Origin of the sequence: Roseivirga sp. 4D4, from assembly GCF_001747095.1 — a bacterium.
GTDB lineage: Bacteria > Bacteroidota > Bacteroidia > Cytophagales > Cyclobacteriaceae > Roseivirga.
In genome coordinates this window covers 3,806,264-3,828,282 of record NZ_MDGP01000001.1, presented here as the reverse complement: position 1 = coordinate 3,828,282, position 22,019 = coordinate 3,806,264, and the positions used below count along the sequence as shown (strand labels likewise).

General features: G+C 42.6%; 25 protein-coding genes. All 25 read right to left on the bottom strand.

Annotation, left to right across the window (positions count from 1 at the left end; genetic code table 11):
* Positions 1-51: 51 nt before the first annotated feature.
* Positions 52-1,311: an MFS transporter gene (locus BFP97_RS16655; protein ID WP_069843503.1), complete on the bottom strand. Its 1,260-nt coding sequence runs from the start codon at positions 1,309-1,311 to the stop codon at positions 52-54.
* Positions 1,304-2,650: an NAD(P)/FAD-dependent oxidoreductase gene (locus BFP97_RS16650; protein ID WP_069843502.1), complete on the bottom strand. Its 1,347-nt coding sequence runs from the start codon at positions 2,648-2,650 to the stop codon at positions 1,304-1,306. The genes BFP97_RS16655 and BFP97_RS16650 overlap by 8 nt, the downstream gene beginning before the upstream one ends.
* A gap of 135 nt (positions 2,651-2,785) precedes the next feature.
* On the bottom strand, positions 2,786-3,058 hold the full coding sequence (locus BFP97_RS16645) for a DUF5676 family membrane protein (protein ID WP_069844366.1): 273 nt from the start codon (positions 3,056-3,058) through the stop codon (positions 2,786-2,788).
* A complete protein-coding gene (locus BFP97_RS20810; RefSeq protein ID WP_083262629.1) occupies positions 3,039-3,266 on the bottom strand; it encodes a hypothetical protein in 228 nt (75 codons plus the stop codon). Before BFP97_RS20810 ends, BFP97_RS16645 begins: the two co-directional genes overlap by 20 nt.
* Before the next feature lie 52 nt (positions 3,267-3,318).
* Positions 3,319-3,879 (bottom strand): c-type cytochrome, encoded by a 561-nt coding sequence (locus tag BFP97_RS16640; RefSeq protein WP_069843501.1) that lies wholly within the window; start codon positions 3,877-3,879, stop codon positions 3,319-3,321.
* Entirely contained in the window at positions 3,879-4,148 is a 270-nt protein-coding gene (locus BFP97_RS16635) for a c-type cytochrome (RefSeq protein ID WP_069844365.1), read from the bottom strand. The genes BFP97_RS16640 and BFP97_RS16635 overlap by 1 nt, the downstream gene beginning before the upstream one ends.
* A 10-nt stretch (positions 4,149-4,158) precedes the next feature.
* Positions 4,159-5,304: a hypothetical protein gene (locus BFP97_RS16630; protein WP_069843500.1), complete on the bottom strand. Its 1,146-nt coding sequence runs from the start codon at positions 5,302-5,304 to the stop codon at positions 4,159-4,161.
* A 4-nt stretch (positions 5,305-5,308) separates the two neighbouring features.
* Complete coding sequence (locus tag BFP97_RS16625; RefSeq protein WP_069843499.1) at positions 5,309-5,731, bottom strand: c-type cytochrome; 423 nt, start codon at positions 5,729-5,731, stop codon at positions 5,309-5,311.
* Between the two features lie 214 nt (positions 5,732-5,945).
* Positions 5,946-6,668 (bottom strand): hypothetical protein, encoded by a 723-nt coding sequence (locus BFP97_RS16620; RefSeq protein ID WP_139135343.1) that lies wholly within the window; start codon positions 6,666-6,668, stop codon positions 5,946-5,948.
* A 26-nt stretch (positions 6,669-6,694) separates the two neighbouring features.
* Positions 6,695-7,144: a DUF2231 domain-containing protein gene (locus BFP97_RS16615; RefSeq protein WP_069843497.1), complete on the bottom strand. Its 450-nt coding sequence runs from the start codon at positions 7,142-7,144 to the stop codon at positions 6,695-6,697.
* 32 nt (positions 7,145-7,176) lie between these two features.
* On the bottom strand, positions 7,177-7,638 hold the full coding sequence (locus tag BFP97_RS16610) for a YybH family protein (protein WP_069843496.1): 462 nt from the start codon (positions 7,636-7,638) through the stop codon (positions 7,177-7,179).
* 167 nt (positions 7,639-7,805) lie between these two features.
* Positions 7,806-8,600, bottom strand: coding sequence for an AraC family transcriptional regulator (locus tag BFP97_RS16605; RefSeq protein WP_069843495.1), 795 nt, complete (start codon positions 8,598-8,600; stop codon positions 7,806-7,808).
* Between the two features lie 143 nt (positions 8,601-8,743).
* Positions 8,744-9,229 carry a hypothetical protein gene (locus BFP97_RS16600; RefSeq protein WP_069844364.1) on the bottom strand — a complete coding sequence of 162 codons (486 nt, stop codon included), beginning with the start codon at positions 9,227-9,229 and terminating at the stop codon, positions 8,744-8,746.
* A gap of 148 nt (positions 9,230-9,377) precedes the next feature.
* Positions 9,378-10,676, bottom strand: coding sequence for an APC family permease (locus tag BFP97_RS16595; RefSeq protein WP_069843494.1), 1,299 nt, complete (start codon positions 10,674-10,676; stop codon positions 9,378-9,380).
* Between the two features lie 276 nt (positions 10,677-10,952).
* Positions 10,953-11,339 carry a DUF302 domain-containing protein gene (locus tag BFP97_RS16590; RefSeq protein WP_069843493.1) on the bottom strand — a complete coding sequence of 129 codons (387 nt, stop codon included), beginning with the start codon at positions 11,337-11,339 and terminating at the stop codon, positions 10,953-10,955.
* 163 nt (positions 11,340-11,502) lie between these two features.
* Positions 11,503-13,785 (bottom strand): multicopper oxidase domain-containing protein, encoded by a 2,283-nt coding sequence (locus BFP97_RS16585; RefSeq protein WP_069843492.1) that lies wholly within the window; start codon positions 13,783-13,785, stop codon positions 11,503-11,505.
* 457 nt (positions 13,786-14,242) lie between these two features.
* The gene (locus BFP97_RS16580) at positions 14,243-15,451 is read right to left on the bottom strand and encodes a hypothetical protein (RefSeq protein WP_069843491.1); all 1,209 of its coding nucleotides are present in this window, start codon (positions 15,449-15,451) and stop codon (positions 14,243-14,245) included.
* A 4-nt stretch (positions 15,452-15,455) separates the two neighbouring features.
* The gene (locus BFP97_RS16575; RefSeq protein WP_069843490.1) at positions 15,456-15,938 is read right to left on the bottom strand and encodes a TlpA family protein disulfide reductase; all 483 of its coding nucleotides are present in this window, start codon (positions 15,936-15,938) and stop codon (positions 15,456-15,458) included.
* Positions 15,935-16,519 (bottom strand): DUF2911 domain-containing protein, encoded by a 585-nt coding sequence (locus tag BFP97_RS16570; RefSeq protein WP_069843489.1) that lies wholly within the window; start codon positions 16,517-16,519, stop codon positions 15,935-15,937. Before BFP97_RS16570 ends, BFP97_RS16575 begins: the two co-directional genes overlap by 4 nt.
* A gap of 22 nt (positions 16,520-16,541) precedes the next feature.
* Complete coding sequence (locus BFP97_RS16565) at positions 16,542-17,105, bottom strand: potassium channel family protein (protein WP_069843488.1); 564 nt, start codon at positions 17,103-17,105, stop codon at positions 16,542-16,544.
* Positions 17,080-17,478: a TRASH domain-containing protein gene (locus BFP97_RS16560; RefSeq protein ID WP_069843487.1), complete on the bottom strand. Its 399-nt coding sequence runs from the start codon at positions 17,476-17,478 to the stop codon at positions 17,080-17,082. Before BFP97_RS16560 ends, BFP97_RS16565 begins: the two co-directional genes overlap by 26 nt.
* Positions 17,479-17,568: 90 nt before the next feature.
* A complete protein-coding gene (locus BFP97_RS16555) occupies positions 17,569-18,141 on the bottom strand; it encodes a DUF3347 domain-containing protein (protein WP_069843486.1) in 573 nt (190 codons plus the stop codon).
* A gap of 209 nt (positions 18,142-18,350) precedes the next feature.
* Positions 18,351-18,881 (bottom strand): hypothetical protein, encoded by a 531-nt coding sequence (locus BFP97_RS16550; protein WP_069843485.1) that lies wholly within the window; start codon positions 18,879-18,881, stop codon positions 18,351-18,353.
* A 38-nt stretch (positions 18,882-18,919) separates the two neighbouring features.
* The gene (locus tag BFP97_RS16545; RefSeq protein ID WP_069843484.1) at positions 18,920-20,755 is read right to left on the bottom strand and encodes an efflux RND transporter periplasmic adaptor subunit; all 1,836 of its coding nucleotides are present in this window, start codon (positions 20,753-20,755) and stop codon (positions 18,920-18,922) included.
* A 10-nt stretch (positions 20,756-20,765) separates the two neighbouring features.
* Complete coding sequence (locus BFP97_RS16540) at positions 20,766-22,013, bottom strand: TolC family protein (RefSeq protein ID WP_069844363.1); 1,248 nt, start codon at positions 22,011-22,013, stop codon at positions 20,766-20,768.
* Positions 22,014-22,019: the final 6 nt, after the last annotated feature.

Below are 22,019 nucleotides of genomic sequence, written 5' to 3'. Positions count from 1 at the left end.
GCTGACAGAATGAGCCAGACCAAAAACGGGCTTAAATAATTGTATATATGGCTATGAGGCTCCATGTGGTTTGGTGGGTTTTAATGCGCTCACAGCCAATAGTTTTTTCCATTGAACTAACGAGGTGATCAACAAAAATGCTCCTACCATTATAAATGGAATTTGACCATTGATGGTATACAATGCGGTTCCTGCCAAAGGTCCAAGCATTTGGCCAATGCCACTGAATGAGGATTGCATACCGAATGCCCAGCCGGAAGATTGAGGATCTTTCTTTGATATGAAAGCCAGCAAATTAGGTACTACCAGTGAAGAGCCCAGACCAAATAATGCAATGAATAACAAGATCATCCACTTGACCTGTGTCACAGCAAAGACTGGCAATACCATACCTGCTATGAGCATACCTAAAGCCATTTGTTTTTTGGGGTCTTTGATGAACAAAGTACCCCATCTGGCTACGGCAGGTTGGAATAAAGCCATCACGAGGCCACAGACTAATAAGCTTGTACCGATAAAGGTGACCGAAAAGCCAGCTGAATCTTTAATGAATAGTGCAAAAACAGTCTCGAATAGGGTAATGCCAACTTGTAGTACCAATGAAATGATAAGTAAATCCTTGAGGCTTTTCCACTTGCCTTTCGGGAACAAATGCATTGGTTTTCTATTTCTTTGTACTGCCGGCCTTCGCTCACTGTTTTTCAAAAAAAGCAGGGTGATTATCATCACTGATAAGCCTAAGAGAGCCAGTACCAGGAACGGCAAACTAAATCGCTCAATGAGCCAATGTATTTTTGCCAAACGTATATGCAGATCGCTTCCAATCAAATAGCCACTCAGTCCGGGGCCCATGATCACGCCCGCACTTACAGCAGTACCCGACCAAGCCAATGCTTTGGTACGCTGTGCCTCGTTGGTCATATCGGCAATGTGCGCATTGATGACCGGTACCAGAAATGATGAGAGCAAACTGCCGGTAATTCGAGCGGTATAGAGCATAGCTAAACTTGAACTAAATGCAATTCCGAGCTGCATGAGTACAAAACCACTCAAGCCAAATATGATCAATGCTCTGGGGCCAACACGGTCTGAAATGCGGCCCCAAAAGGGTGCTGTAAACACCAGAGTGACTGGGTAAATGGCCGTAAGAATTCCGAAGTGAAAAGAAATATCACCTTGATAAGCTGTGTTTGCAGCGAGCCTTTCAATGAAATAAGGAAGTACGGGCAGCAAAACACCATAACCAATGGCCACTACAAACAAACAGGCCATCAAGCTGAAGAATTTCTTACTTAGTTTTAGTTCATTCATCTGCCATCTTCTCCTTTATTACTTCGGCCTTCACCGCTTTGTGCTCAAAGTGGCTGATGATTAAGCGATTCCCTTTGTCAAAAGTCATGTAATTCCAGGCCCAATTAAGCCCAACCATCAACTTATTTCTGAAACCGCTGATAGAAAAAAGGTGAACTACCGACCACAGTATCCAGGCCAGATATCCGGCAAATCTGAATTTTCCTAAATCTGCCACGGCTCTTCTCTTACCAATGGTAGCTAATGAGCCTTTGTCCTTATATCGAAATGGTTTTTGATAATTCCTTCCCGAAATCACATGTTTCATTACCTTACCTAAGTATTTACCCTGCTGTAAGGCTACCTGAGCTACTTGTGGATGCCCTCTTGGTGAGTCCTCAGTAGCCATTGAAGCTATATCACCTATGGCGAATACATTGGCATATCCGTGAACATTCAAGGTTTCATTTACACGCAGCCTGTTTCCATGTACGAAACTATCCTTACGAATACCTCTCGGCAAGGCCCCTTCAACGCCAGCCGTCCAAATCAGATTGCGAGCTCGTAATTCAGTCCCAGCGCTGGTCGAAACAATTGATCCATCATAGTGTTCTACTGCTTCATTGAACAAGACTTTAACCCCCATCCTGGTTAAGTACCTAAATGATTCACTTGAGGCTTTTTCAGACATGGCTCCTAAAAGCTTATCAGCAGCCTCCAGGAGATAAATGTCCATGATATCTGCATTATATTCCGGATAATCTTTGGGCAGGATATACTTTTTAAATTCAGCCAGAGCCCCAGCCATTTCTACACCAGCCGGCCCACCTCCTACAATGACAAAATTGGTGAGTGTATCTCTTTCCATATCATCGCAAGTAATAGCCGCTTGTTCCAGATTCTGGATCATCATATGACGAATGTTGAGAGAGTCCTGAATACTTTTCATACCAAGACCATAAGCCTCAATTTCTCCAAGTCCGTAGAAATTGGTCCTGGTACCAGTCGCTATCACCAGGTAATCATAATCTATAATCCCTTTGTTGGTAATTACCCGGCTTTTTGAGGCCTGAATTTCCAGCACTTCGGCATAGCGGAATATCACGTTTTTATAATCAATCAGTTGTTTCCGGAAAGGAAAAACGATGCTATCCGGTTCCAAGCTACTGGTAGCTACCTGGTATAAAAGCGGTTGGAATTGGTGGAAGTTATTTCGATCAATCAGCACCACTTGTACCTCAAGTGCTTTGAGTGATTTCACCAGTGCCAGCCCGGCAAATCCTCCTCCTATCACAACTACTCTTGGTAACTCATTGTCAGGCAGGCAAACCTGTTCATCTATGGCGCAGTGATCATCCATAGCTGTAGGTCTCAGGATTAACTTTCTCTGATTTTTGCCAGTAAAGGTGTTCGAACAAGCCTGACCAATAGGCACCAAAGACAAACCAAAGGGTTAAAATGATAGTAGACCAGGAGATCCAGACATATTGCATGTTCACTTTTTCATGGCTACGTTATAAAACCCTGCAATGCACGCTCCAATCAGCCAGGCAAGGATAAAGGTCTCAACAAGGCCAATCAAGGCTTTCCACCAAGGGATTTCCATTCTGATGATGGCTGCAGTATCGATACCATGAATAAGGCTATTGAAAAACTGAACCGTACCCTCTCGTCCTGCCAATGACATCACAATAATGCAGCCTAAATACAGCAGTGCACCAGTAAGGCCAAATGCAAAACCGAACTTCCTAATGTTTATGGTGTTCATGATCCTGATTTTTTGAGGTTGATGAATCGTCATTCTGATGTTGATGCCCATGTCCCCCATGATGAGGGATGAGCAAATGCACCGCAAACATGGCCACGATGAAAATTACCAATGAGTAATCTCCCGTAATACCCAAAGCGGGTGCAAAAAAGAGGAACAATAGAGGGAGTGTACACCCTATAATCATCCATATCATATGTTTACTCATAACAGTATCTTTAAAATTTCATCACTTCTTTTCATTAAGCGACTTGGAGATATTAAACCAATCGTTTTAAGTAGAGTAGTACCATAATTAAAGTAATGAGTAGTGTAATGGTGGCAAAAAACAATCCTCCGATCACCCACATAAAGGGTAAATAAGGGTCTGGTTGTTTGGAGGCGGCCGGGGCAAGTCCGGGGTCGGCTGGGGGCTTCTCCACTGGTCCTGCCACTTGATTGGCCGCTTTTTCTTCTTTGTCCAGAGTCTCAGTACGAACAGCAATGAATGACAATAATCCCTTGATCTCATCATCACTCAATGCTTGGTCGGGCATGGGTATATTATTGAATTGGTTGAATACTGCGATGGCCTTTTCATCACCGTTGGCCACCATAGTTTGAGAGGATTTGATGAAGCTCACCAACCAGCCTTGGTCATATCGGCTATTGACTCCCCTGAGGTCAGGCCCAACCAAATTGCCACTGCCAATACTATGGCAGGCCACACAGTACCCATTATATATCGCTTCTCCGTTAACCTGTTGAGCATTAACCGGAGAGATGCTGGCAAATGCCAGCACCAAACCAGTTACTCTACTAATCAACCTTAAAGCCTCCATTAATTTGCCGACTTCAAGAATTCGACAATCTTATTAACTTCTTCTTCTGAAATCTGTGCCCTGAATTGCATATGCTTTACGGCAATGTCCCAATCAACATCACTGAATGTACTCGGTGAGGCAGTATTGTGACAGCGTCCGCATGCCTCTCCCCACAACTGTGCCCCGCTTTTTTCAGAAATATGTGCAGGCGCTGCACATCCGGCAACGATCATCATGCCTGCGAAAATGATGAATGATAGCGTCAGTAAAATATTATTTCTTTTCATGATCATTCTATTAAAATCCTATGGTCCATTGAAGAAAAAACAGGTCGGTTTTAGTCAATCCCGAGCTGTCATGCCCTCCTTCGACCTCATCAGATTGAAAGGCAATTTTTATGGCCGATCTCCAGTCCACCCAATAATTCAAACCAAACGTCCACTGGGTGCTTTCCGACTCCCAAGGGGCCTCTTCCGGGGTTGTCATACGGGAATATCTTCCCACCAACTCTAAATTTTGAAGAAATTGACTACCAAATGTTGGACGATAGGCGAGCTGATAAAATGAGGTTCTGGATTCATTATCAAAATCAAAGGTTTCCAGATTTCCGTCCTCAATTACCTCATAGATACGGTTATCTACATTCACGAAATTCAACTGTCCTCTCATGTCGAGCCGCCCTCCAATTGCAGAAATGTTCTTTACATATGTCCAGTCAAAGGCGTATAAAAAGGCCCCTACATCTTCCAGTTCTGAGCCCTCGTTTCCCAGCTTGGCGGACTGTGCGGAAAAACCCAATTCAAGTGATTGATCGGCAAAAGGGAATAGACCAAAACGACCGCCAACGGCCTTATTTTTATTATTGTCAATATCCGATTCGGGCACAATCATACCCACCTCTTCTGCCTCATCTTCGCCATCTTCTATTCTAGGGCCATTTGTGAGGTAAAGCGAATAGTTCGTTCTCATACCTCCTAAAAAACCTGCCCCCCTTAATTCTATCCCCAGATCTGACGTAGGCAAAATCCCATCGTGTCCATAACCTAAAGGAACCGTGGGCATTTTGTTGATCCAGGAGGGGTGCAAGCGATCAAAAAAGGTACCAAATGGTACTAGAATCTTCCCCATTCTAACGGTTATGTTAGGGCTAAGCTGATAGTAGAAGTTGGCGTATTCAATGGCCATCTCTACCTCACCATCTTCAATTTCAAACTCAAGTTCCCCTTCAAAAAGTAAGCGGTCTGATTGTTTATAGATAAAGAGTGGAACAAACCTAGCGTTTCCAAAAGAGGTCTCCCCCTCACCGGAAATAAAATTTGCATCGGCATAGCCTCTGATCATATAGCGGCTATTGCCTGGCTTTGGTGAAAAGGAACTAGCTGTAGTCTGTGCTACTATGGTTCCACTCATCAACACCAGAAGTAGGAGTAAAAAGTGCTTCATATCATCATTTTTTAAAAGTTCTGAGGTAATTGACCAGCTGCCATCGCTGATCCTCTTTCAAAGTGTTTTTGTAAGAAGCCATAGGGGTTCTGCCTTCCGAAAGCTTCCAGAAAAGGGCTCCATCTGTTTGGGCCTGCACATTTGCCATTGTGAAGTTCGTAGGTTTGGGGTTGAGCGCTGCTCCAGCTACTCCATCACCCTTGCCTTTTGCTCCATGGCAAACCGCGCACATCTGATTATAAAGTTTCTTGCCCTTTATGAGTTCTGCCCCGTTCTCCGCCAAAGGATTCTTTAATTCATCGGCTTCCTTCGGGGCTTTCCATGTAGAATTTTGATCATCAGAATTATCCAGATTAGAGCTGGTAAATGCTAGTAGCGACAGTGTAGAAATCGCCACAATCAGGTGAAAAAACTTAGTGAATGACATGATAAATTTTGCTTTTGATCATGTCTAAAAGTAGGCTCAGGATCCCTAAAACAGGGTAATTATTATGTTTATGATGTATGATATTTTAACAAAAAAGGGAGTTGATTACTCAACTCCCCTGGGAGCATAACCCACCATCGGTAATATTGCTCCCTCCTCGTGTTTAGGTGAATTTATATCAAGCCACTTGAATAATTTTTTAAAAGAAAAAGTCCTATTCTGCTTCCAGAGGTGTAACCTCAATCGATTTAATACTGACTGATCCAGTACCTTCAAGCATAATACCTACATAGCCTGCCTCTAACTCATCCCCATGGCCATGGGTTATATTTTCATCTCCCAGGTACCCTTTGAAATGGGTGCCAGCCGCAGATACCCTGATGGTTATCCAATCACTTTGATCAGCCTCAAACTTTTTTCTATCAAAAAGATCTTCTTTACCTTCAACATAACGGCCCAGGCTCATGTCTTTCTCATCTATTGAGACAAACTCATAGGTGTTACCGTCTTGAGCATGATGTATGATCTTCAGATTGCCTTCAAAATTCGAGCGTTTGAGTGTCACAGCAATACCAACATTGCCCATTTTATTGTGAAAGACGAAAGCAGCTTGTCGAACATCTTTTGTAGTCAACTGCAAAATATCTTCTCCACCTTCAAACAATACCTCAGGTCTCACTTGGTCTACATTACCTGCGATAAAATGAAAATCCCTGCCAATCAATTCCTCTCCCTCTCCGCTGGGTTTCCAAATGGTAGTTTCTTCTTTGCTCAAGGCTGCTGCATGATGATCATGATCGGCAGAAGATTCTTCCTGACCTCTTGCCTGCACTTCAGTATTGTCTGTTTCTTTTGCTTCTTTTCCAGACTGACTGCAAGCACCCAACGACAAGACCATCATTAACATTAACAAATATGTAAAGGGGTTATTTCTCATGTTCTTTTCTATTATTTCGTATTTAATCAAGGAGTTCCTACTCCATATTTATAAACCAGTTTTGCACCTAATTCTCCGGTTGTGATCAATAGATATAAACCGAAACAAGCAATCAAAAAATAGACAAGTCTAACCCAGGTTTTGTCCACCTTCATAAATCTGGGCAGGACCAATTGAATGAGAGTGAAAGCCAGGAAATACCATAGTGCGGTGTAAGCACTGTCGGAATGACTGCTCAAGGTCATTTCAGCGCTAAAGGGTGGACTGACAGAATCCGCTGCTGCTCTGCCGCTGAGCAAAGTCACTACCAAACCAAGACTGCCCAGGATATACAACCATAGCCTGGAGCGGTTGACCCACTCTGGTTTGAAAAACACTTCAACCAAAGAAACAACCACAGCTAGTGACAACAAGGCGATGGGAAAGTGGACTACCAAAGGATGTATGTTTGGTGCCCACTCAGGTACTAATTGCATAATATCAGTTATCTACGACAATTCGTGTCCCGTTACTTAGCGTTTCGGGCGGAGGTATGTGTTTTCATAATTTTCCAATTCCCATCAATTTTTTTGAGCACCGAAGTGGCTACTCCTTTACGTTGGATGGTTCTATCCCCTTCTGCCAAAACAATGGTGTATATATAGGTTTCAGTAGTAAATGCGTAGGGCAGATCAATTTTGGTTTCAATTTTATGATCAGAGAAGTCAAAGGATTTAAAATGACCTAGCTCAGGTCCTAAATGATGCTCAAGGTAATGAGTAAAATTGCCCTCGACTCCCCCGGATTCAAAAACCTCTGAATCCTTCGTGAAAAGATCTGAAAGACCTTCAGTACTTAATTTTTCAATACCGTCTTTGTAAGCTTTCAATACTTGTTCCACGGCTTTTTTCTCACTCCTTTGCGCCTGAACGTTCGTTGAAAAAAACACAACGAAGGATAGGCACAGAAAAATCATTAATCTTTTTTGCATAGTCTTATTGGTTAAGTTGCTCTATTGTTTCAGCCAAACCCCGGTCAAATCAGTTTGAAACCAGGGAGACGTAGTTTTGTTAAGCAAATTATGCCGGTAGATACCCAACCCTGTATAAAATTTTGTTTTTGATATGCACTATTCCGCACTTGCTTTGCCTCAAACGTTCATAAATTGCTTTCAATCAAAACACCTTTAACATTATTACCTGTATCAATGGCAAAGACCGCTGACTTACCATGTCGACTGGTGGCTTCTTTAAACCTGTAAACTTCTTCCATCTTCAGACTCCTTGGATCGTAAAGTGTTCCTAGTTGTTGACAGTGCAATTGACTGTCTTCCCTACTGAAATCATGAACAAACCCCTTAGACTTTAAGTCATTCAATGCCTGAGACAATGAACTGTACCGGTGATGCAGTGATTTGACATGATCTTTGTATTCAGATACAGAACGGCCCGTAATCTTTTTGAACTGGTTGGATAAATAATGAACACTGCTATAACCCAGTTTAATGGCAATCTCACTTAACGTGAGCTCTTCATAATCCAGAAGCTGTTTCACTCTTTCAATCCGAATCTCAATAAAACGTCTTTCTATTGTCTGAGACTCGTGTTTAGAAAAGAGCTTACTGAGATAGTTATAGTTTTTGCCCAATTCTCTGGATAGAAATTCTGACAGGGTCACCTCAGTAGATGATTCCTCTTGCAGTTGAGCGTAGTGACCAATAGCAATCTTGATCTCCTCTACCAGCATGTCTTCTTTGTTTTCCAGCAATTCGAAACCGAATTGCTCCAGCCTTGACTCAATTGTGGGCAAAGTCAGTGACACCGGAGCAGTGATGGTGGCATGACCCAACTCAATGCTCAACACATTAGCTCCTAACTCCTTCAATTCATTTTCTATGACGAAAATGCACCTGGGACAAACCATATTCTTTATATGTAAACTGATTGATTTCATCACTTTTGCTTTTAGATCGATTAAAACGTGAGTTAATTGATGGCCTGGTCAGACGAGACCACACCAAATAGAAATGACACATGACGACATTGCAGTGTCAGCACCTGGACGTGCTGATCGCTAAATGGGCATGTGCTCACATTTTAAAGCAAAAATGACTGGAACCTTATCCGTATTTGATCGCCCGGAAGTGGGGGCGGTAGGTTAGAATAGAGAAATAAATTATCTACCTTTCGGCTATTGTAAATGAAGGCCTCATAACCATCATAGTGAGTAACAAGGGTTATTTTTTCAACCTTATTGAAGTCAAAAGACTGTGCCTTGTGCTTTATGAGTTGATCGAAAAATGGAGTAGTTAAATTCTCACAACACTCATCTTCTTCAGAGCCATCATGATCATGACCTGATGACTGATCGTGGTGGTGATCGGACACCATGGGTTGTGTATGGTGATGATCTCCTTCATGATCCTGAGAATGATGATCTGCGCCCTTTTGAAAATGATCATGAACCGCAGAAAACTCGATAATGCCTACATCACATAGAGCATCACAAATGAACATACCTGAAAAGCTGAGCACCAAACTCAAGGCTATTCCAAGTTTTATCTTGTTCAATTGGTTGATCATGACTTTTTCTGTTGTCCTACTCAGAGAGGCTCTGAGAGGCTCTGAGGATATCACTAAACAAAAATACTAATTTGTAGGTCTACTTTTTATGACTTACATCAGTTTTGGGAACATCTCGTCACATATACCTGAACTTTTTTTTAATTCATTAGGATAGCTGTTGGGTTCTCAAGAATAATTTCTCAGCGAAAAACACAATTAATATCATGATCATTGCAGTCAAAACAATTGTAATATCACTGTTTCCTTTGACCCATAAAAAAGCACCGAGGACTATTAAGTCGAGAACTATAGCTGTAAAGACAATGGAAGCTTTTGCACCCACATCTTCTCGTAGATATCGAAGCACACCGTAATGTATCGCTATGTCCATCACCAAATAGAAAATAGCTCCAAGCGAAGCGATTCGGCCCAGGTCGAAGAAGATGGTCAGTATAATGGCAATCACTACAATGTAAACGAGCATATGCTTTTGAATTCGTCCTGACATACCTAAGTGGCTATGGGGAATAAGGTCCATATCCGTGAGCATTGCAGTCATCCTGGACACCGCAAAAATACTGGCAATGATACCAGAAACAGTAGCGACTATTGCTATACCTACTGTAAACCACAATCCATATTGACCGAAGGCTGGCTTGGCAGCCTCTGCCAGGGCATAATCCTTGGCTTCTATAATCTCCTGAATAGACAGGTTGGCCGAAACTGCAAAGGCTACCAAAAGATAAATAACCAAACAGATGAACAATGAAATGATAATTGCCCGACCGACATTTTTATGAGGATTTTCCACTTCTCCCCCACTGTTGGTGATGGTAGTAAACCCTTTGAAGGCAAGTATTGACAGTGCAAGAGCGCCCAGATAACTGGCTACTGAATAATCTTCTGATTGCTGAGATGAAAAAGTCTGTTCAAATGAAAATCCCGTGGCCCATAGCCCTCCAATCGCGAAGACAGCTATCCCACCGATCTTGATAACTGCCATGGCCATAGATGATTTGCCAATGAAATTGTTCCCGGAAATATTAACAAGGAAGGCAACTACCAGAAGTACAACACCCAATATCGGCACCAGAAACGTATTGTCATCCACATCAAATAGCTGAAGAGTATAAGTCCCAAAAGTTCTGGCCACCAGGCTTTCGTTGATAATCATGCTCAATGCCATAAGTAAAGAAGCACTGGCAGTAATAGTGCTCTTACCGTAAGCTTTTTTCAAGATCATGGCGATGCCACCAGCTGATGGGTAAGTATTTGAAACCTTGATGTATGAGTAGGCACTAAAAGCCGAAATGATAGCCCCTACTATAAAAGCAAATGGAAACCACACTCCGGATAATTCGGCCACCTGCCCCAGCAGGGCGAAAATACCAGCACCAATCATCACACCTGTACCTAGTGCAACAGCACCGGCCAGGGTTAAGCTATCTTTTTTGTAATCAGACATAGTTTCGTTCGAGTATTGAATTTATGATTCGGATTAGACTTTTTTGCAACCTCTTTTAACTTTTTTGTCATTTGTGGAGTAGACCGTAGACATCAGGTTTATGACAGATTTTTCTAAAATGCCGTCCTCTTCCACTTCTTGAATAATTTTGTAAGCCATCATAAGACCAGTTCTTCAAAAGTTACGGGGCAGTATCCCTTGGGAATCTCATGCTGTTTCCATACTTTATTTATAGTTATACATGGCTCTGCTCTCTTCCTTAATCATAATTAACCGTTAGAGATTATTGATTGCGTTCTTCAACTTTCTTTGTATTTCGCTGGCAATACTCTCTAATTTTGAATTTTCTACTGCCAGCATGGATGCCATAGGATCAACGGCAGCTACTTCTATACCTTTTTCCACCTGTTGAACAATTACATTGCAAGGCAGCATAGTACCAATTTTTTCTTCGGCCTGAAGTGCTTTGAAAGCGTAAGGAGGGTTGCAGGCTCCCAGTATCCTGTAAGGTCTGAAATCCTCATCCAGCTTTTTCTTCATCGTAGCCTGTACATCTATCTCTGTGAGAATGCCAAACCCTTCACTTTTAAGAGAAGACGTTATTTTCTCGATGGCTTCATCAAAGGACACATTTTCCAAAATCTTTTCGTGGTAATACTTCATATGGTTTTCGTATTTAATTGAATGCTAAACATTAATGGAACAGAGAGGAGTTGCCTTGTAACTTTTGTCACAAACTCTTTCTGACCAAATACATCTTGAGTTCTCGGTGGTGTTTAAGTAACAATCAAGCACCAGGTATGGATAATTTATCTTGCTAAAGGTTCTAAAATCTCACCAACAATCCACCCCCCCAACCAAAGCGGTTGTTATAGTTTCCTTGAATTGAAAAGTTGCGTGAAAGTATATAAGAAACTCCAACGAGCCATTGAGTTTCACCTTCGTAAGAACTGTCATTTTCTAAATCATTGACCAAACCAAGATCGGCTCGATGCTCATATTCTCCTTCAAGAAAAATTCTTGGAAAAATTAATAACTCTCTGTCTAAGCGAATTCTAGGGCGTAATTGATGGTCTAGACTCACATCTACATTAAACATGTAGGGTGTAAAATATTTAACTCCAACCAGCCCTACGGTATTGAATTCCTCATAAGAATCGGGGATTTCAGTTTCTGTATTAACGCCTGCATAAATGCGAATCCAATCATTCAAATACCTATTATAATTTACCTCTATTTCCGTATTTCGATCATAATCCAACTCAGCTCTGAGCGAAAATTCATTACGGATATTGCTTGACACTAAATTAAGCTCAGTAAAGTTTGAGCCAGCTCGCGCCAATCCCCAAGAATAATAATGGTCCGTCTCATCAATAAGTTTTTGTATGGGGAATCGTTTTAATCTCTCATCGCGGGGCGTCTCATAACTGAACACACGTGCCATGCCTCCCATCATGTGATATAGAATATGGCAGTGAAAGAACCAATCACCATATTCTTCATTATAAAACTCGATAACAATTTTTTGCATTGGCGGCACATTGACCGTATGCTTTAAGGGCGAGCGATCCCCATTTTCATTAATCACCCGAAAGTAATGACCATGGAGGTGCATGGGATGATGCATCATGGTGAGGTTATTAAGTGTAATTCTTGTTACTTCTCCACCGCTAATTTTAATTTTGTCAGTTTCAGACAGTGGTACACCGTTCGTACTCCAAACGTATCGCTGCATATTTCCGCTTAGATTCAATAGAATTTCATTTACAGGCAGACCTGCCTTAAAAGAGGTGCTTGCCTGCGCTTTCAAAAAATCATAGTTGAAATAGGTTTTACGAGTGCTGTAGTCAAAATCCGTACTATCTTTTTGCATCAAAAGCATTTTGTTGTTCACCTGATGTGATGCTTCGCTATGGTCCTCAGACATCGAACCCATTTCCATCTGGTCACCTTTCATATCCATACTCATACCGTACTTCTGCATCAAAAATTCGGGGGTTTTTTTCTTGCTATTTCCAACCATTGCCGATGCACCCATCTTCATATCCATCTTAGCCATCTGCTTCATCATCTCTATTTTGTCAGGTCTTCCGACCACGCTTGCAGGATAAAGTGTTCCTCTTCCCAAACGGATTGAGGTGTGACCAGAACCATCTTGTGCCGTGGCTATAATTTCTAGAGTTCCCTCGGGAATAGTGACGATGACATCATAGGTTTCAGCAATTCCAAAGAGAAATCGACTCTTAGATACGGGTTGGACATCAATGCCGTCACTTGAAATCACCATTGGGTTTCCACCTCCAAAGTCCATCCAATAATAAGTAGAAGCTGAAGCGTTTATAAAACGTAGCCTTACTTTTTCTCCAGGCTGAAATCCAGGATATTCCGCCAGTTTTTTGCCATTAGTCAAAAACGCAGGATAATAAATATCTGCGATATCTGCACCCTCCATTCGGTCACGCCAAAACTTAAGTTGAGCCCCTAAGGCACCTTCTCCTATGACCCTGCTCAGCGGTACCGCTGTGTTCTTTTTTACCTGATACCATTCGTTTCCTCTTTTGAGGTTTCGTAATACATTCATTGGTTTTTCATTCGTCCAGTCAGATAGCACCACGACTAAATCTTTATCATAGTCCAACGTCTTTTCTTTTGGTTGAATCACTATTGAACCGTAAACCCCCTTTTGTTCTTGTAGTAAAGTATGAGAGTGATACCAATACGTCCCCGCCTGGTTGAGAGGAATTCTGTACTGAAAAGTCTCTCCCGGCTCTATCGGTGGTGTTGTTAAATAAGGAACACCGTCATAAAAATTTGGAAGTATCAGTCCATGCCAATGGACCGAGGTTTCTACATCCATCTTATTGGTAACATTGATTATGGCAAGGTCACCTTCTGTAAACTCTAATGAAGGGCCTGGAATACCGCCATTTATAGTCATCGCATCAGCAGTGATGCCACCAAGCCTCATTTCATTTTTCTCTATGATAAGCTTGTATTCCTTAACCGGTCTACCTTCTTCTTTTCTGTCCTGCCCGTTAGTTCCAACCTGGGCAAAGGTGGTCTGCGCAATGAACAATGTCAAAATAAAAGCGATCGTAGCTCTTTTCATTTTTGATTTATTTCCTTTTGATTGAAACTTTACTTTTTCTCAGAGTTATTTACTTTTTCCCCTTAACGCTTTTCTGCTAGTTCGTATCTTACAACTCAGACACATCATAAAATCATGCTGTTGATGATCGAACGGTCTTAATGCAAAATGCTGGTATTCTGAATAATGGCTGCTTCCCAAATGTTTTTATCTCTATAGGTCCGATTAAAAGAAATGAACATGCCAATTCGAGCCAAAATAAAAGTTTTGCAATTCAAGCTATTTCATGGCGCTTTTGTAAGTAAGTCCAAAGCATAAGTGACAAATTCTCTACAACACTGGGTAAATATTTCGCCAATTACATTCAGTATTAAAGTGTCTGGGTGACGGTGCTGCCTATGCACCAAATGCATACAGCTCCTACTAAAAATAGCTTCAGATCTTCATGTAGTCTCCCAAGGTTAGTGTCTTTGGTCTGTTAAAACTGGATATTTGCAGTTCTGATCCTGGAGTTTTCACCCGTTTCGGTCCAGGCCATATAAACCGTATTTCCCGAGCTGGTAATGACCGGAAAACCACTGTTTCGTGAAGAAGTTGACTCTGCAACAGTCAATTTTTCCTTTAATGCTCCCTGACTGGTGTAATGCCCCAATACAACCTTGGCTAACTCTCCTTCAGTTTCCATCCAACTTACGACCAGCGATTGATCTGCCAACATAGCAATACCTACACGTCCGTTAGTGGCTCCCTCACGTAAGGTTACCGCTGGTAGAAATGTGGCTCCCGCGTCACTGGATAAAGCCAACTTTACTCTCGGCTGTCCACCACTTGCCGTGAACCAGGCCACTGCCACGGCATTCACATTAGCGGTTATTGCCGGCCCATTGACCGGGCAGCCTGCAATGTTCCAATTGTCGTTGTAGATAATCTCAGGACTTGTCCAACTACCATCAACCCAACGCACAATCGACATATCTCTTATTTCATCCTCGGTTCGATTGCGATAAACCACCACTGGTCCATTGGTCGTCAAAGCCGCTGAAGTTTGGCAACAATCGCAAACCCGGTCATCTAATTCCCATTCTTCCAGGGGGATTCCTTCATTATCAAAAATCGCAGCCCTCAAAGTCATTGCGCCACCTCCTGAATGATTCCCGTGGCTTCCTCCTTTGGTATTGCGACCATCCAACCAGGTAGCAAATATTCTATCACCCTCCATCGGGAGCAAGCTCACAAAACCATGTTCTGCACTTACACCATCAGTATGGGGCACAAAGGAGTCATTCCAGCTTTGTCCGCTATTATTGGAAATCACCATCCTTACATCATAGTCGTAGGTTCCCTCATCGCGTTTTTGTAGCCAGTGTGCCGCCATTAACTGATCTTGTGCTATGAACGAGGGAAAATCAGCCCAATTCACGAACCAATTATTACCCTTGCTGATCACATTTGATGCCGACCAGGCCCCTGACTCCAGCTTGGAAAAAAGCAGTTTGGCCTGCTCTTCAGATTTCTCTATCCAGGATAAATAAACATCACCCCTCTGGTCTGTAAACAGGTTTGGTTCTTCACTAGATAAGGCAGCCGGTGTTTGAATGGCGGATACAATTGGTCCTTTATTCTCAGGGTTTTGGCAAGACCATAGTCCCAAAATGGCCATCATGAAAAAATACACTTTTGCTCTCATGGCATTAATTTTTAAGGTGTGATTTGAGTATTTTAAGATTTTTATCGCTATCCCAATATTCAGCTCCCACATGCTCATAGACCAGGTTGCCCTGGCCATCAACAACATAGGAAGTGGGAAGCGAATATATATTCAGGGCTTCGAGCCCTACTGCAAATTGAGCGAATTCAAAGGTGTACTCACTTCTGTCTACAAAACTTTGTATTCTGTCTTTGTCCTCATTAGAAACGGCAATGAACTGATAGCCCTCCTTTTCCAGAATGCTTTTGGCATTTTCAATAGATGGCATTTCCTGAAGGCAGGGTTTACACCACGTGGCCCAAAAATTGATAAAGGCAGGCTTGCCCTCCAAATCGGCTACTGTGAGGATTTTGTTATCCATGGTCCTTAACTCAAGCTTGTCAAAAAAGGACTTTTCTTTTTTGGGCGAACAAGCTATCAACAAAAACACCAGTAAGAACACCAAGTTTATCGGGCCCCGGTTCATAGTTCCTTCACATTGAATGACACTTTTACGTCTGCCCATGAAATAGATATGGTTCCTTCTTTATCTCCGGTGGGTTTCACCTCATAAAGCAATTGTTCTTGGGTTTCCGCGAGCTTTTCAGGTTTGACGGTGAACCTTGTAACATCCAACTCCTGGTCGTAGTCATCTGCCAGGTGCTGCTCATAGTTTTCATTGATGATGATGGTCCATTCTGATTCTCCTGGAATGGTGAAAAAAGCGTATTTGCCCTTGGGTACCTTGTTGCCATTTAAGCTAACATCGTTCGGGAAATTGATGGAAGTAGCACTATGTGCCCCCGTTACCCAAACTTCGTTGTAGGCCACCAGTCCACCGAAGATCTGTCTGCCTCTGACACTTGGGGCATGGTATTCTATGTGTACATGAGTATCACCAATATTGGTCATGGCCTGACTAGCCGGGCTTTTTGATTTGCCAGGAGAGGTGGTTTGTGCTGTTGCATGATCATGGTCTGCTTCGGCTTCTTTCTGCTTTTTATTGTTACCACAAGCAATTAAGGTTACAGCCAATAGCGACAGTAATAATAGGTTTATCTTTTTCATAGTAGAGTTAATTAAATTAGTATCAACCTTCTTTAGGCTGGTGTATTTTATCAAAATTCGAAATCACGAAAAATATCATTATAAAACTGGTGGCTATTTCCAGCACCACAAGTAGTTTGGCCTTCATCAATACTGGCGTGATATCTCCAAATCCTATAGTAGCAAAGGTCACCACGCTGAAATAGATGAAATCAAAGGCCTGCCCCGGCTGGCCGTTATTGGCCTCAATTCCTGAAAACGCTCCCGAAAGACAATTCTGAAGGCAGTAGTAATCTGCCGCAAATGAAAATACAATGAGGCCTATAACAATGCCGTAAACAGCTACCAGGTCATAAAACGAACAGCATTCGCGCAGGTGAGCTGTCAGCCTTTTGAAAGTGTAAATCAGAATATAGATGATTTTAAAAAAGGCAAAGAGCAACACGAAGTTTGAGAGTATTGGCCCATAAAAATGATGATCTATGGCGTAGAATAACACGCCATAGATCAGAATGCCTGCCGTCAAAAGAGGCAGTTCGTACCGAATGATTCGCTTCAGAAAAGAAGAGATAACCGGTCTGCTATTTGCCTTCTTGTTTCCTGGCATAGGCCTGATAGTTTTCCTCAGATTTAAAATAATGGATGCCAATATCTGACGAGCTTTTCAGCACAATGTAGGCCTTAGCCTTATCCACCTTTTCACCAGTATAGGGGTCAATGGCATACCTGTAATGAAGGCTGTCTTTTAATTTGGCTTCGCACATTTCGCAACAACCATAATAAGTCTTGTCTTCTACTTCAACAGGGATTTGTGCTATACCCATATAAGCATCATTGACCATGCACACCAACTCATTTTCAACATGCCTCCCCTCTTCCAACACTTGATGTGTAGGAAGAGTCCTGTAAACCTGGTAACCGATTATGGCTAGCATAAAGATTCCCAGTATGCTCAAACTAATTATTGATTGCTTATCCATAACAAAGGGTTTTAGTACCCGCAGGGTGAGGTCAGTCTACCACGACTTGATCACTTTATTACCCTCAACACCTGCGGGACAACCAATTCACTAATCGTTGATTTTTTCCTTGGTACTACCACATTTCATCATAGCATCACCGAAATATGGGTTTCTAATCTCAGCTTTATCGCTGAGCCAATAAGCACCTGTATTATTGAGTGCCATAGGGCAATGTTGATAATATGCCTCTTTACCATTGCTACCGAATGCTTTTAAGCTTTTATAAAGGTTGGCGCTGAAAGTGGCATAGGCCTCTCTTTGCTCAGCAAGGGATTCAGCTTTTTCAAAAACGATAATACTGCTATTCATCAGTGTGCTGTACTTCATCCAATCCATATGGGCCTGCCCTTTCAGCAGTTTCATATCCACTTTTCCCATGGCCTTTTTTATATCTACAGCTTTACGCTTGACCAATGCTGGATCTGACGAAACAAAGGCTTCTGTCAGAATCAAGCTAGATTCGTAAAGCCCTCCCAACTGATCCTGGAACTTCTTATCGGTATCATAGCGCTTAACTTCCTGACCCTCTTCCTGCTTACCATGCATGTTGGCATGGTCGTGTTGTGCATAAACGGACCAGCTCACTAAAGCCAGTGCCATAATTATGATAGACTTTCTCATTTTCTTAATTTTTATTGATTCAAAACTTGTATGATTACAACTCCTATGACTATTACCAGGACGAGACCCCAAACCACCCTACTCGTCCATATTTTCCATCTCGAAGGCTGGGGCTCATTCCCGGTTTTACAACAGTCTTTCATGTTTTCTTTTTAAGGGTGCAGGATACTCTTTCATCGCTGAGCCTTCCTGCACCATTTACTTAATTATTATTTTTGCCCTTGAAACCTCAAGGTGTAAGGATTGCCTTCATTCGTCATTCTGAAGTCAAACCCGAATGAATGGTCAGTCATCCCAAATCCACCAAAATGCTCATCGTCCTCTTGATGTTCATCTTCCATGTGGTGCTCCCATTCCGACTCTCCATCGTGCATATCACCCATCATACCTCCAGCATGGCCGGCTCCGAGCCTATGACCATACATGTTCTCAAAAGCATCTCCGGTCAGGCATACATTGACCTCATCTTGATGCTCATAATAATTCAATACCAGGGTAGTATCCAGATCGAGACCATAACAATGAACCTCTATTTCACGGTCTCCTATCAATGTGACCGTAGCAGTTCCTGTAAAGGAATCGCTACTCACACCGTTACTTTCAATCCGACTAATTGTGCCGGTGTAAGTACCTTGGATCTCTACTCCCACATCATCGGGAGTGTCATCCGAGCTCTCACAGGCAGCGACAGTCAAAACTGCCAAAATCCCCGTGATCAGAATTTTCGTTGGCCTTTTCATATTGCTTAATTTTATACTGCCTTATCATTACCGATCACTTACTTGATCGTTTCTTTTGTTTCTCCACAACGGAGCATGGCATCACCGAAATAAGGATTATTGATCTCCTGGGTTACACTCAACCAGTATGCCCCCTTGTTATCATTGGCCATTGGACAGTACTGGTAAAAGGCGTTCAGCCCTGTAATGGCAAAGGTTTTAATACCTTCGAAGAACGCATCGCTTAAGGTTCCCAAAACCATGCGTTGTGCTGCTATGTCGTCACTGGTAGATATGGTTTTGAGTGGGGTTTCAATCTTCTTTAAAATCTCCATCCACTTTAAATGAGCATCCCCTTTCAACAGACTCATATCTACTTTTTCAAGGCTGGTAGAAATCTTTTCTGCCTCCTTCTTCACCTTGCCTGCATCCGTTGCAACAAAGGCGTCTTTCATGAGAAGATACTGATCAAAAACAGCTGCCAATTGCTTTTTGAAAGCATCATCTACAGTCATGGTCTCCATTGCTCCCATGTCATGTTGAGAATGGTCAACCTTCTCTTCCTCTTTACCAGCATCTCCTCCTTCCATTGCTCCATGATCATGCGCCATCGACACTTTGCCACCATCAGGGTTCATCATACTGGATTTACCCAAAAGCTGAGCAGCTGCATCTATCTTGAAGACTCCATTGGTGGCTACCATCTCTCCTGGGTTAAGCCCTTCTTTAACTACATAATAATCTCCGGCTTCTTCTCCCAATACGATCTCCCGGTAGTCGAACATGCTTTTTTCTGACTCCAGGTTTCTCACATAGACAACTGCTTTTTTACCTGTCCAAAGAATAGCCGACTTAGGTACGGTCACGGCCATGGCATTACCAGAGAGCATTGCTTTTAAAATTCCCTTCACAAACATATCGGGTTTAAGCAGATCGCTTGGGTTGTTTAACTCTGCTCTCACCTTAGCTACCCGTGCTTTTGGGTCTATTACAGGGTCTATAAAAGACACCTTACCTGTAAACTCTCTGCCAGGGATGGACTTCACCGTGAAATTGATCTTATCGCTCATTTTCACCCACGGCAGGTCACTTTCATAAGCGTCAAACATTACCCAAACTCGGCTCAGGTCAGTCACTTCAAATAGCAACGAACCTTCCTTTACATAGTCTCCCTTACTTACATGACGCATGGTCACAGTGCCGGTAATAGGAGAAAGTATGTCAAAGTAATATTGTACCTCCCCAGATTTTTCAATTGCACTGATCTGTCCTTTGGTCAGGTCCCACAAGGAGAGTTTCGTTATTGCGGCCTGATAGAACTCTGGGTTGCTTTCTTTGAGTTTTTTGGCTTCAAAGAGCTCTTTTTGAGCGGTTACCAAATCGGGTGAATACACCGATGCCAGTACCTCTCCTTTGTTCACCTTCTGTCCTGTGAAATTGATTGTTAAGTCTTCAATCCTCCCTGGAAACCTGGCCGTCAATTCTGCGATCCGGGTTTCATCTGCCTTAATTTTTCCAGGCAAGTAGAGTTCGTTGTAGGGTGCTTTTGACTCGATCACTGTAGTTTCAACTTCAGCAATCTTCATGGCTCTGGCCGACATAATGATGCTGGTCGGCCCTTCATCATCATCTGCACTTGTCTCAAGAGGTATCAGGTCCATACCACATATGGGGCACGAACCAGGCTCATCTTCTCGAATTTGCGGGTGCATTGAACAAGTCCATATAGAACCACCTTCATGTTCGTGATCGTCTGCAATTAGGCTGGCCGGCTCACTCGTCTGCGAGCTACCACCACTGCCTCCGAAGATCAACCAACCAAGGAGTATACCTACTATGAGAAAGCCGATGCCCACCCAGATATTTCGGTTTTTAGTGATGCTTAATATTGTCATGACACTTGATTTATTTTCCGATTAAGTAATTGATGTAGGCTACAGTCGTATTTCTGTCGGCCCTTGCTTTTTCCAGTTCCAACTCATATTTCAGTAGTTGGCGATCCATTCTCAGTACTTCCTCGAAGTCTGACCCTTCCGTGGTATATTCCGATACCAGTAAATTCAGCGACTGACGGGCTATCCCACTCAATTGCTCGTATAGCTCTTCGCGCCTTACTGCATCGCGATAGTCCTTTATCCACTCTTCAAGATTGGTCTGCAAGCGATTGATTGTATTATCCTTTTGCAATCGCACAGACTCTCTCAAAATCTGCTTCTCCTTAACCATAGCCTGATATTTCTTGCGGTAAAGGGGTATTCTGATACCTACCTGAGGCAAGGCAATGGCGTCTCTTCCATTGCCTGAAACATCCACGCCATCACGCTTGGCAATATTTATATAGCTCAACCCAACACTGAATGACGGCTTTCCCTTTAACTCTGCCACTCTGGCCTGATTAGTCAATGATGACATCTCATAATCATACTTACTCAGGACTGGGTTATTTGCCAGAAGAGAGTCATTCAAAAAGGCACGATCAGTCTCCAAGTCATCGCTCCAAAGTGTATCCGGAAAGGCAATCACCGAAGGAAGCTCAGTGTTGAGCAGTTCTTTGAATCTGGAAAGAATGGGAGTCTCACTGTCTCTGAGTAATTCAAGTTGTGAATCCAACTCCAACACTTCCATGTCTATTCTCAAGACGTTGACAAAACTCCCTTTACCTGATTCAAACCTGACCTTGGCCAATTCTTTGAAGCTGTTCAGTAGTACGATATTCTCCTGAGTAATATCAATTGCCGAGTGCAAGACGTACAAGTTGTTGTAAGTAGACCTTACTTCGAACTGCAGCTTATTCTTTGCATCTTCGAACTCTTGGTATCTTGCTTTGGCAAGATCGGCCACAACGCTTTCCTGCGCTTTCAATTGGCCAAACCATGGGAACATTTGCGAAATCGAAATATTGGCCCTTTGAGCACCAACCCGGGTTTCGACCGGACTTACAAAAACTCCAAATGCAACCGTAGGGTCAGGCAATGATTTGGCCTGTGGCAATCGTTCCAGGGCTGCCATATACTGCTGAAACAAGGATTTAAGCTGAGGGTTGTTTTCTCCCGCAATTTGCACGTAACTATCCAGTTCGCTTTGGGCATTCACCACATTGGGCGAAAGCATGAGTGTGAACAAAACGAATAATTGTAGTAGGTTCTTTTTCATATTCAT

What these genes read in the sequence shown, in the direction of transcription:
- BFP97_RS16655 (WP_069843503.1), bottom strand. Translation starts at nt 1,311, where the DNA reads ATGAATGAACTAAAACTAAGTAAGAAATTCTTCAGCTTGATGGCCTGT.
- BFP97_RS16650 (WP_069843502.1), bottom strand. Translation starts at nt 2,650, where the DNA reads ATGGATGATCACTGCGCCATAGATGAACAGGTTTGCCTGCCTGACAAT.
- BFP97_RS16645 (WP_069844366.1), bottom strand. Translation starts at nt 3,058, where the DNA reads ATGAACACCATAAACATTAGGAAGTTCGGTTTTGCATTTGGCCTTACT.
- BFP97_RS20810 (WP_083262629.1), bottom strand. Translation starts at nt 3,266, where the DNA reads ATGAGTAAACATATGATATGGATGATTATAGGGTGTACACTCCCTCTA.
- BFP97_RS16640 (WP_069843501.1), bottom strand. Translation starts at nt 3,879, where the DNA reads ATGGAGGCTTTAAGGTTGATTAGTAGAGTAACTGGTTTGGTGCTGGCA.
- BFP97_RS16635 (WP_069844365.1), bottom strand. Translation starts at nt 4,148, where the DNA reads ATGAAAAGAAATAATATTTTACTGACGCTATCATTCATCATTTTCGCA.
- BFP97_RS16630 (WP_069843500.1), bottom strand. Translation starts at nt 5,304, where the DNA reads ATGAAGCACTTTTTACTCCTACTTCTGGTGTTGATGAGTGGAACCATA.
- BFP97_RS16625 (WP_069843499.1), bottom strand. Translation starts at nt 5,731, where the DNA reads ATGTCATTCACTAAGTTTTTTCACCTGATTGTGGCGATTTCTACACTG.
- BFP97_RS16620 (WP_139135343.1), bottom strand. Translation starts at nt 6,668, where the DNA reads ATGAGAAATAACCCCTTTACATATTTGTTAATGTTAATGATGGTCTTG.
- BFP97_RS16615 (WP_069843497.1), bottom strand. Translation starts at nt 7,144, where the DNA reads ATGCAATTAGTACCTGAGTGGGCACCAAACATACATCCTTTGGTAGTC.
- BFP97_RS16610 (WP_069843496.1), bottom strand. Translation starts at nt 7,638, where the DNA reads ATGCAAAAAAGATTAATGATTTTTCTGTGCCTATCCTTCGTTGTGTTT.
- BFP97_RS16605 (WP_069843495.1), bottom strand. Translation starts at nt 8,600, where the DNA reads ATGAAATCAATCAGTTTACATATAAAGAATATGGTTTGTCCCAGGTGC.
- BFP97_RS16600 (WP_069844364.1), bottom strand. Translation starts at nt 9,229, where the DNA reads ATGATCAACCAATTGAACAAGATAAAACTTGGAATAGCCTTGAGTTTG.
- BFP97_RS16595 (WP_069843494.1), bottom strand. Translation starts at nt 10,676, where the DNA reads ATGTCTGATTACAAAAAAGATAGCTTAACCCTGGCCGGTGCTGTTGCA.
- BFP97_RS16590 (WP_069843493.1), bottom strand. Translation starts at nt 11,339, where the DNA reads ATGAAGTATTACCACGAAAAGATTTTGGAAAATGTGTCCTTTGATGAA.
- BFP97_RS16585 (WP_069843492.1), bottom strand. Translation starts at nt 13,785, where the DNA reads ATGAAAAGAGCTACGATCGCTTTTATTTTGACATTGTTCATTGCGCAG.
- BFP97_RS16580 (WP_069843491.1), bottom strand. Translation starts at nt 15,451, where the DNA reads ATGAGAGCAAAAGTGTATTTTTTCATGATGGCCATTTTGGGACTATGG.
- BFP97_RS16575 (WP_069843490.1), bottom strand. Translation starts at nt 15,938, where the DNA reads ATGAACCGGGGCCCGATAAACTTGGTGTTCTTACTGGTGTTTTTGTTG.
- BFP97_RS16570 (WP_069843489.1), bottom strand. Translation starts at nt 16,519, where the DNA reads ATGAAAAAGATAAACCTATTATTACTGTCGCTATTGGCTGTAACCTTA.
- BFP97_RS16565 (WP_069843488.1), bottom strand. Translation starts at nt 17,105, where the DNA reads ATGCCAGGAAACAAGAAGGCAAATAGCAGACCGGTTATCTCTTCTTTT.
- BFP97_RS16560 (WP_069843487.1), bottom strand. Translation starts at nt 17,478, where the DNA reads ATGGATAAGCAATCAATAATTAGTTTGAGCATACTGGGAATCTTTATG.
- BFP97_RS16555 (WP_069843486.1), bottom strand. Translation starts at nt 18,141, where the DNA reads ATGAGAAAGTCTATCATAATTATGGCACTGGCTTTAGTGAGCTGGTCC.
- BFP97_RS16550 (WP_069843485.1), bottom strand. Translation starts at nt 18,881, where the DNA reads ATGAAAAGGCCAACGAAAATTCTGATCACGGGGATTTTGGCAGTTTTG.
- BFP97_RS16545 (WP_069843484.1), bottom strand. Translation starts at nt 20,755, where the DNA reads ATGACAATATTAAGCATCACTAAAAACCGAAATATCTGGGTGGGCATC.
- BFP97_RS16540 (WP_069844363.1), bottom strand. Translation starts at nt 22,013, where the DNA reads ATGAAAAAGAACCTACTACAATTATTCGTTTTGTTCACACTCATGCTT.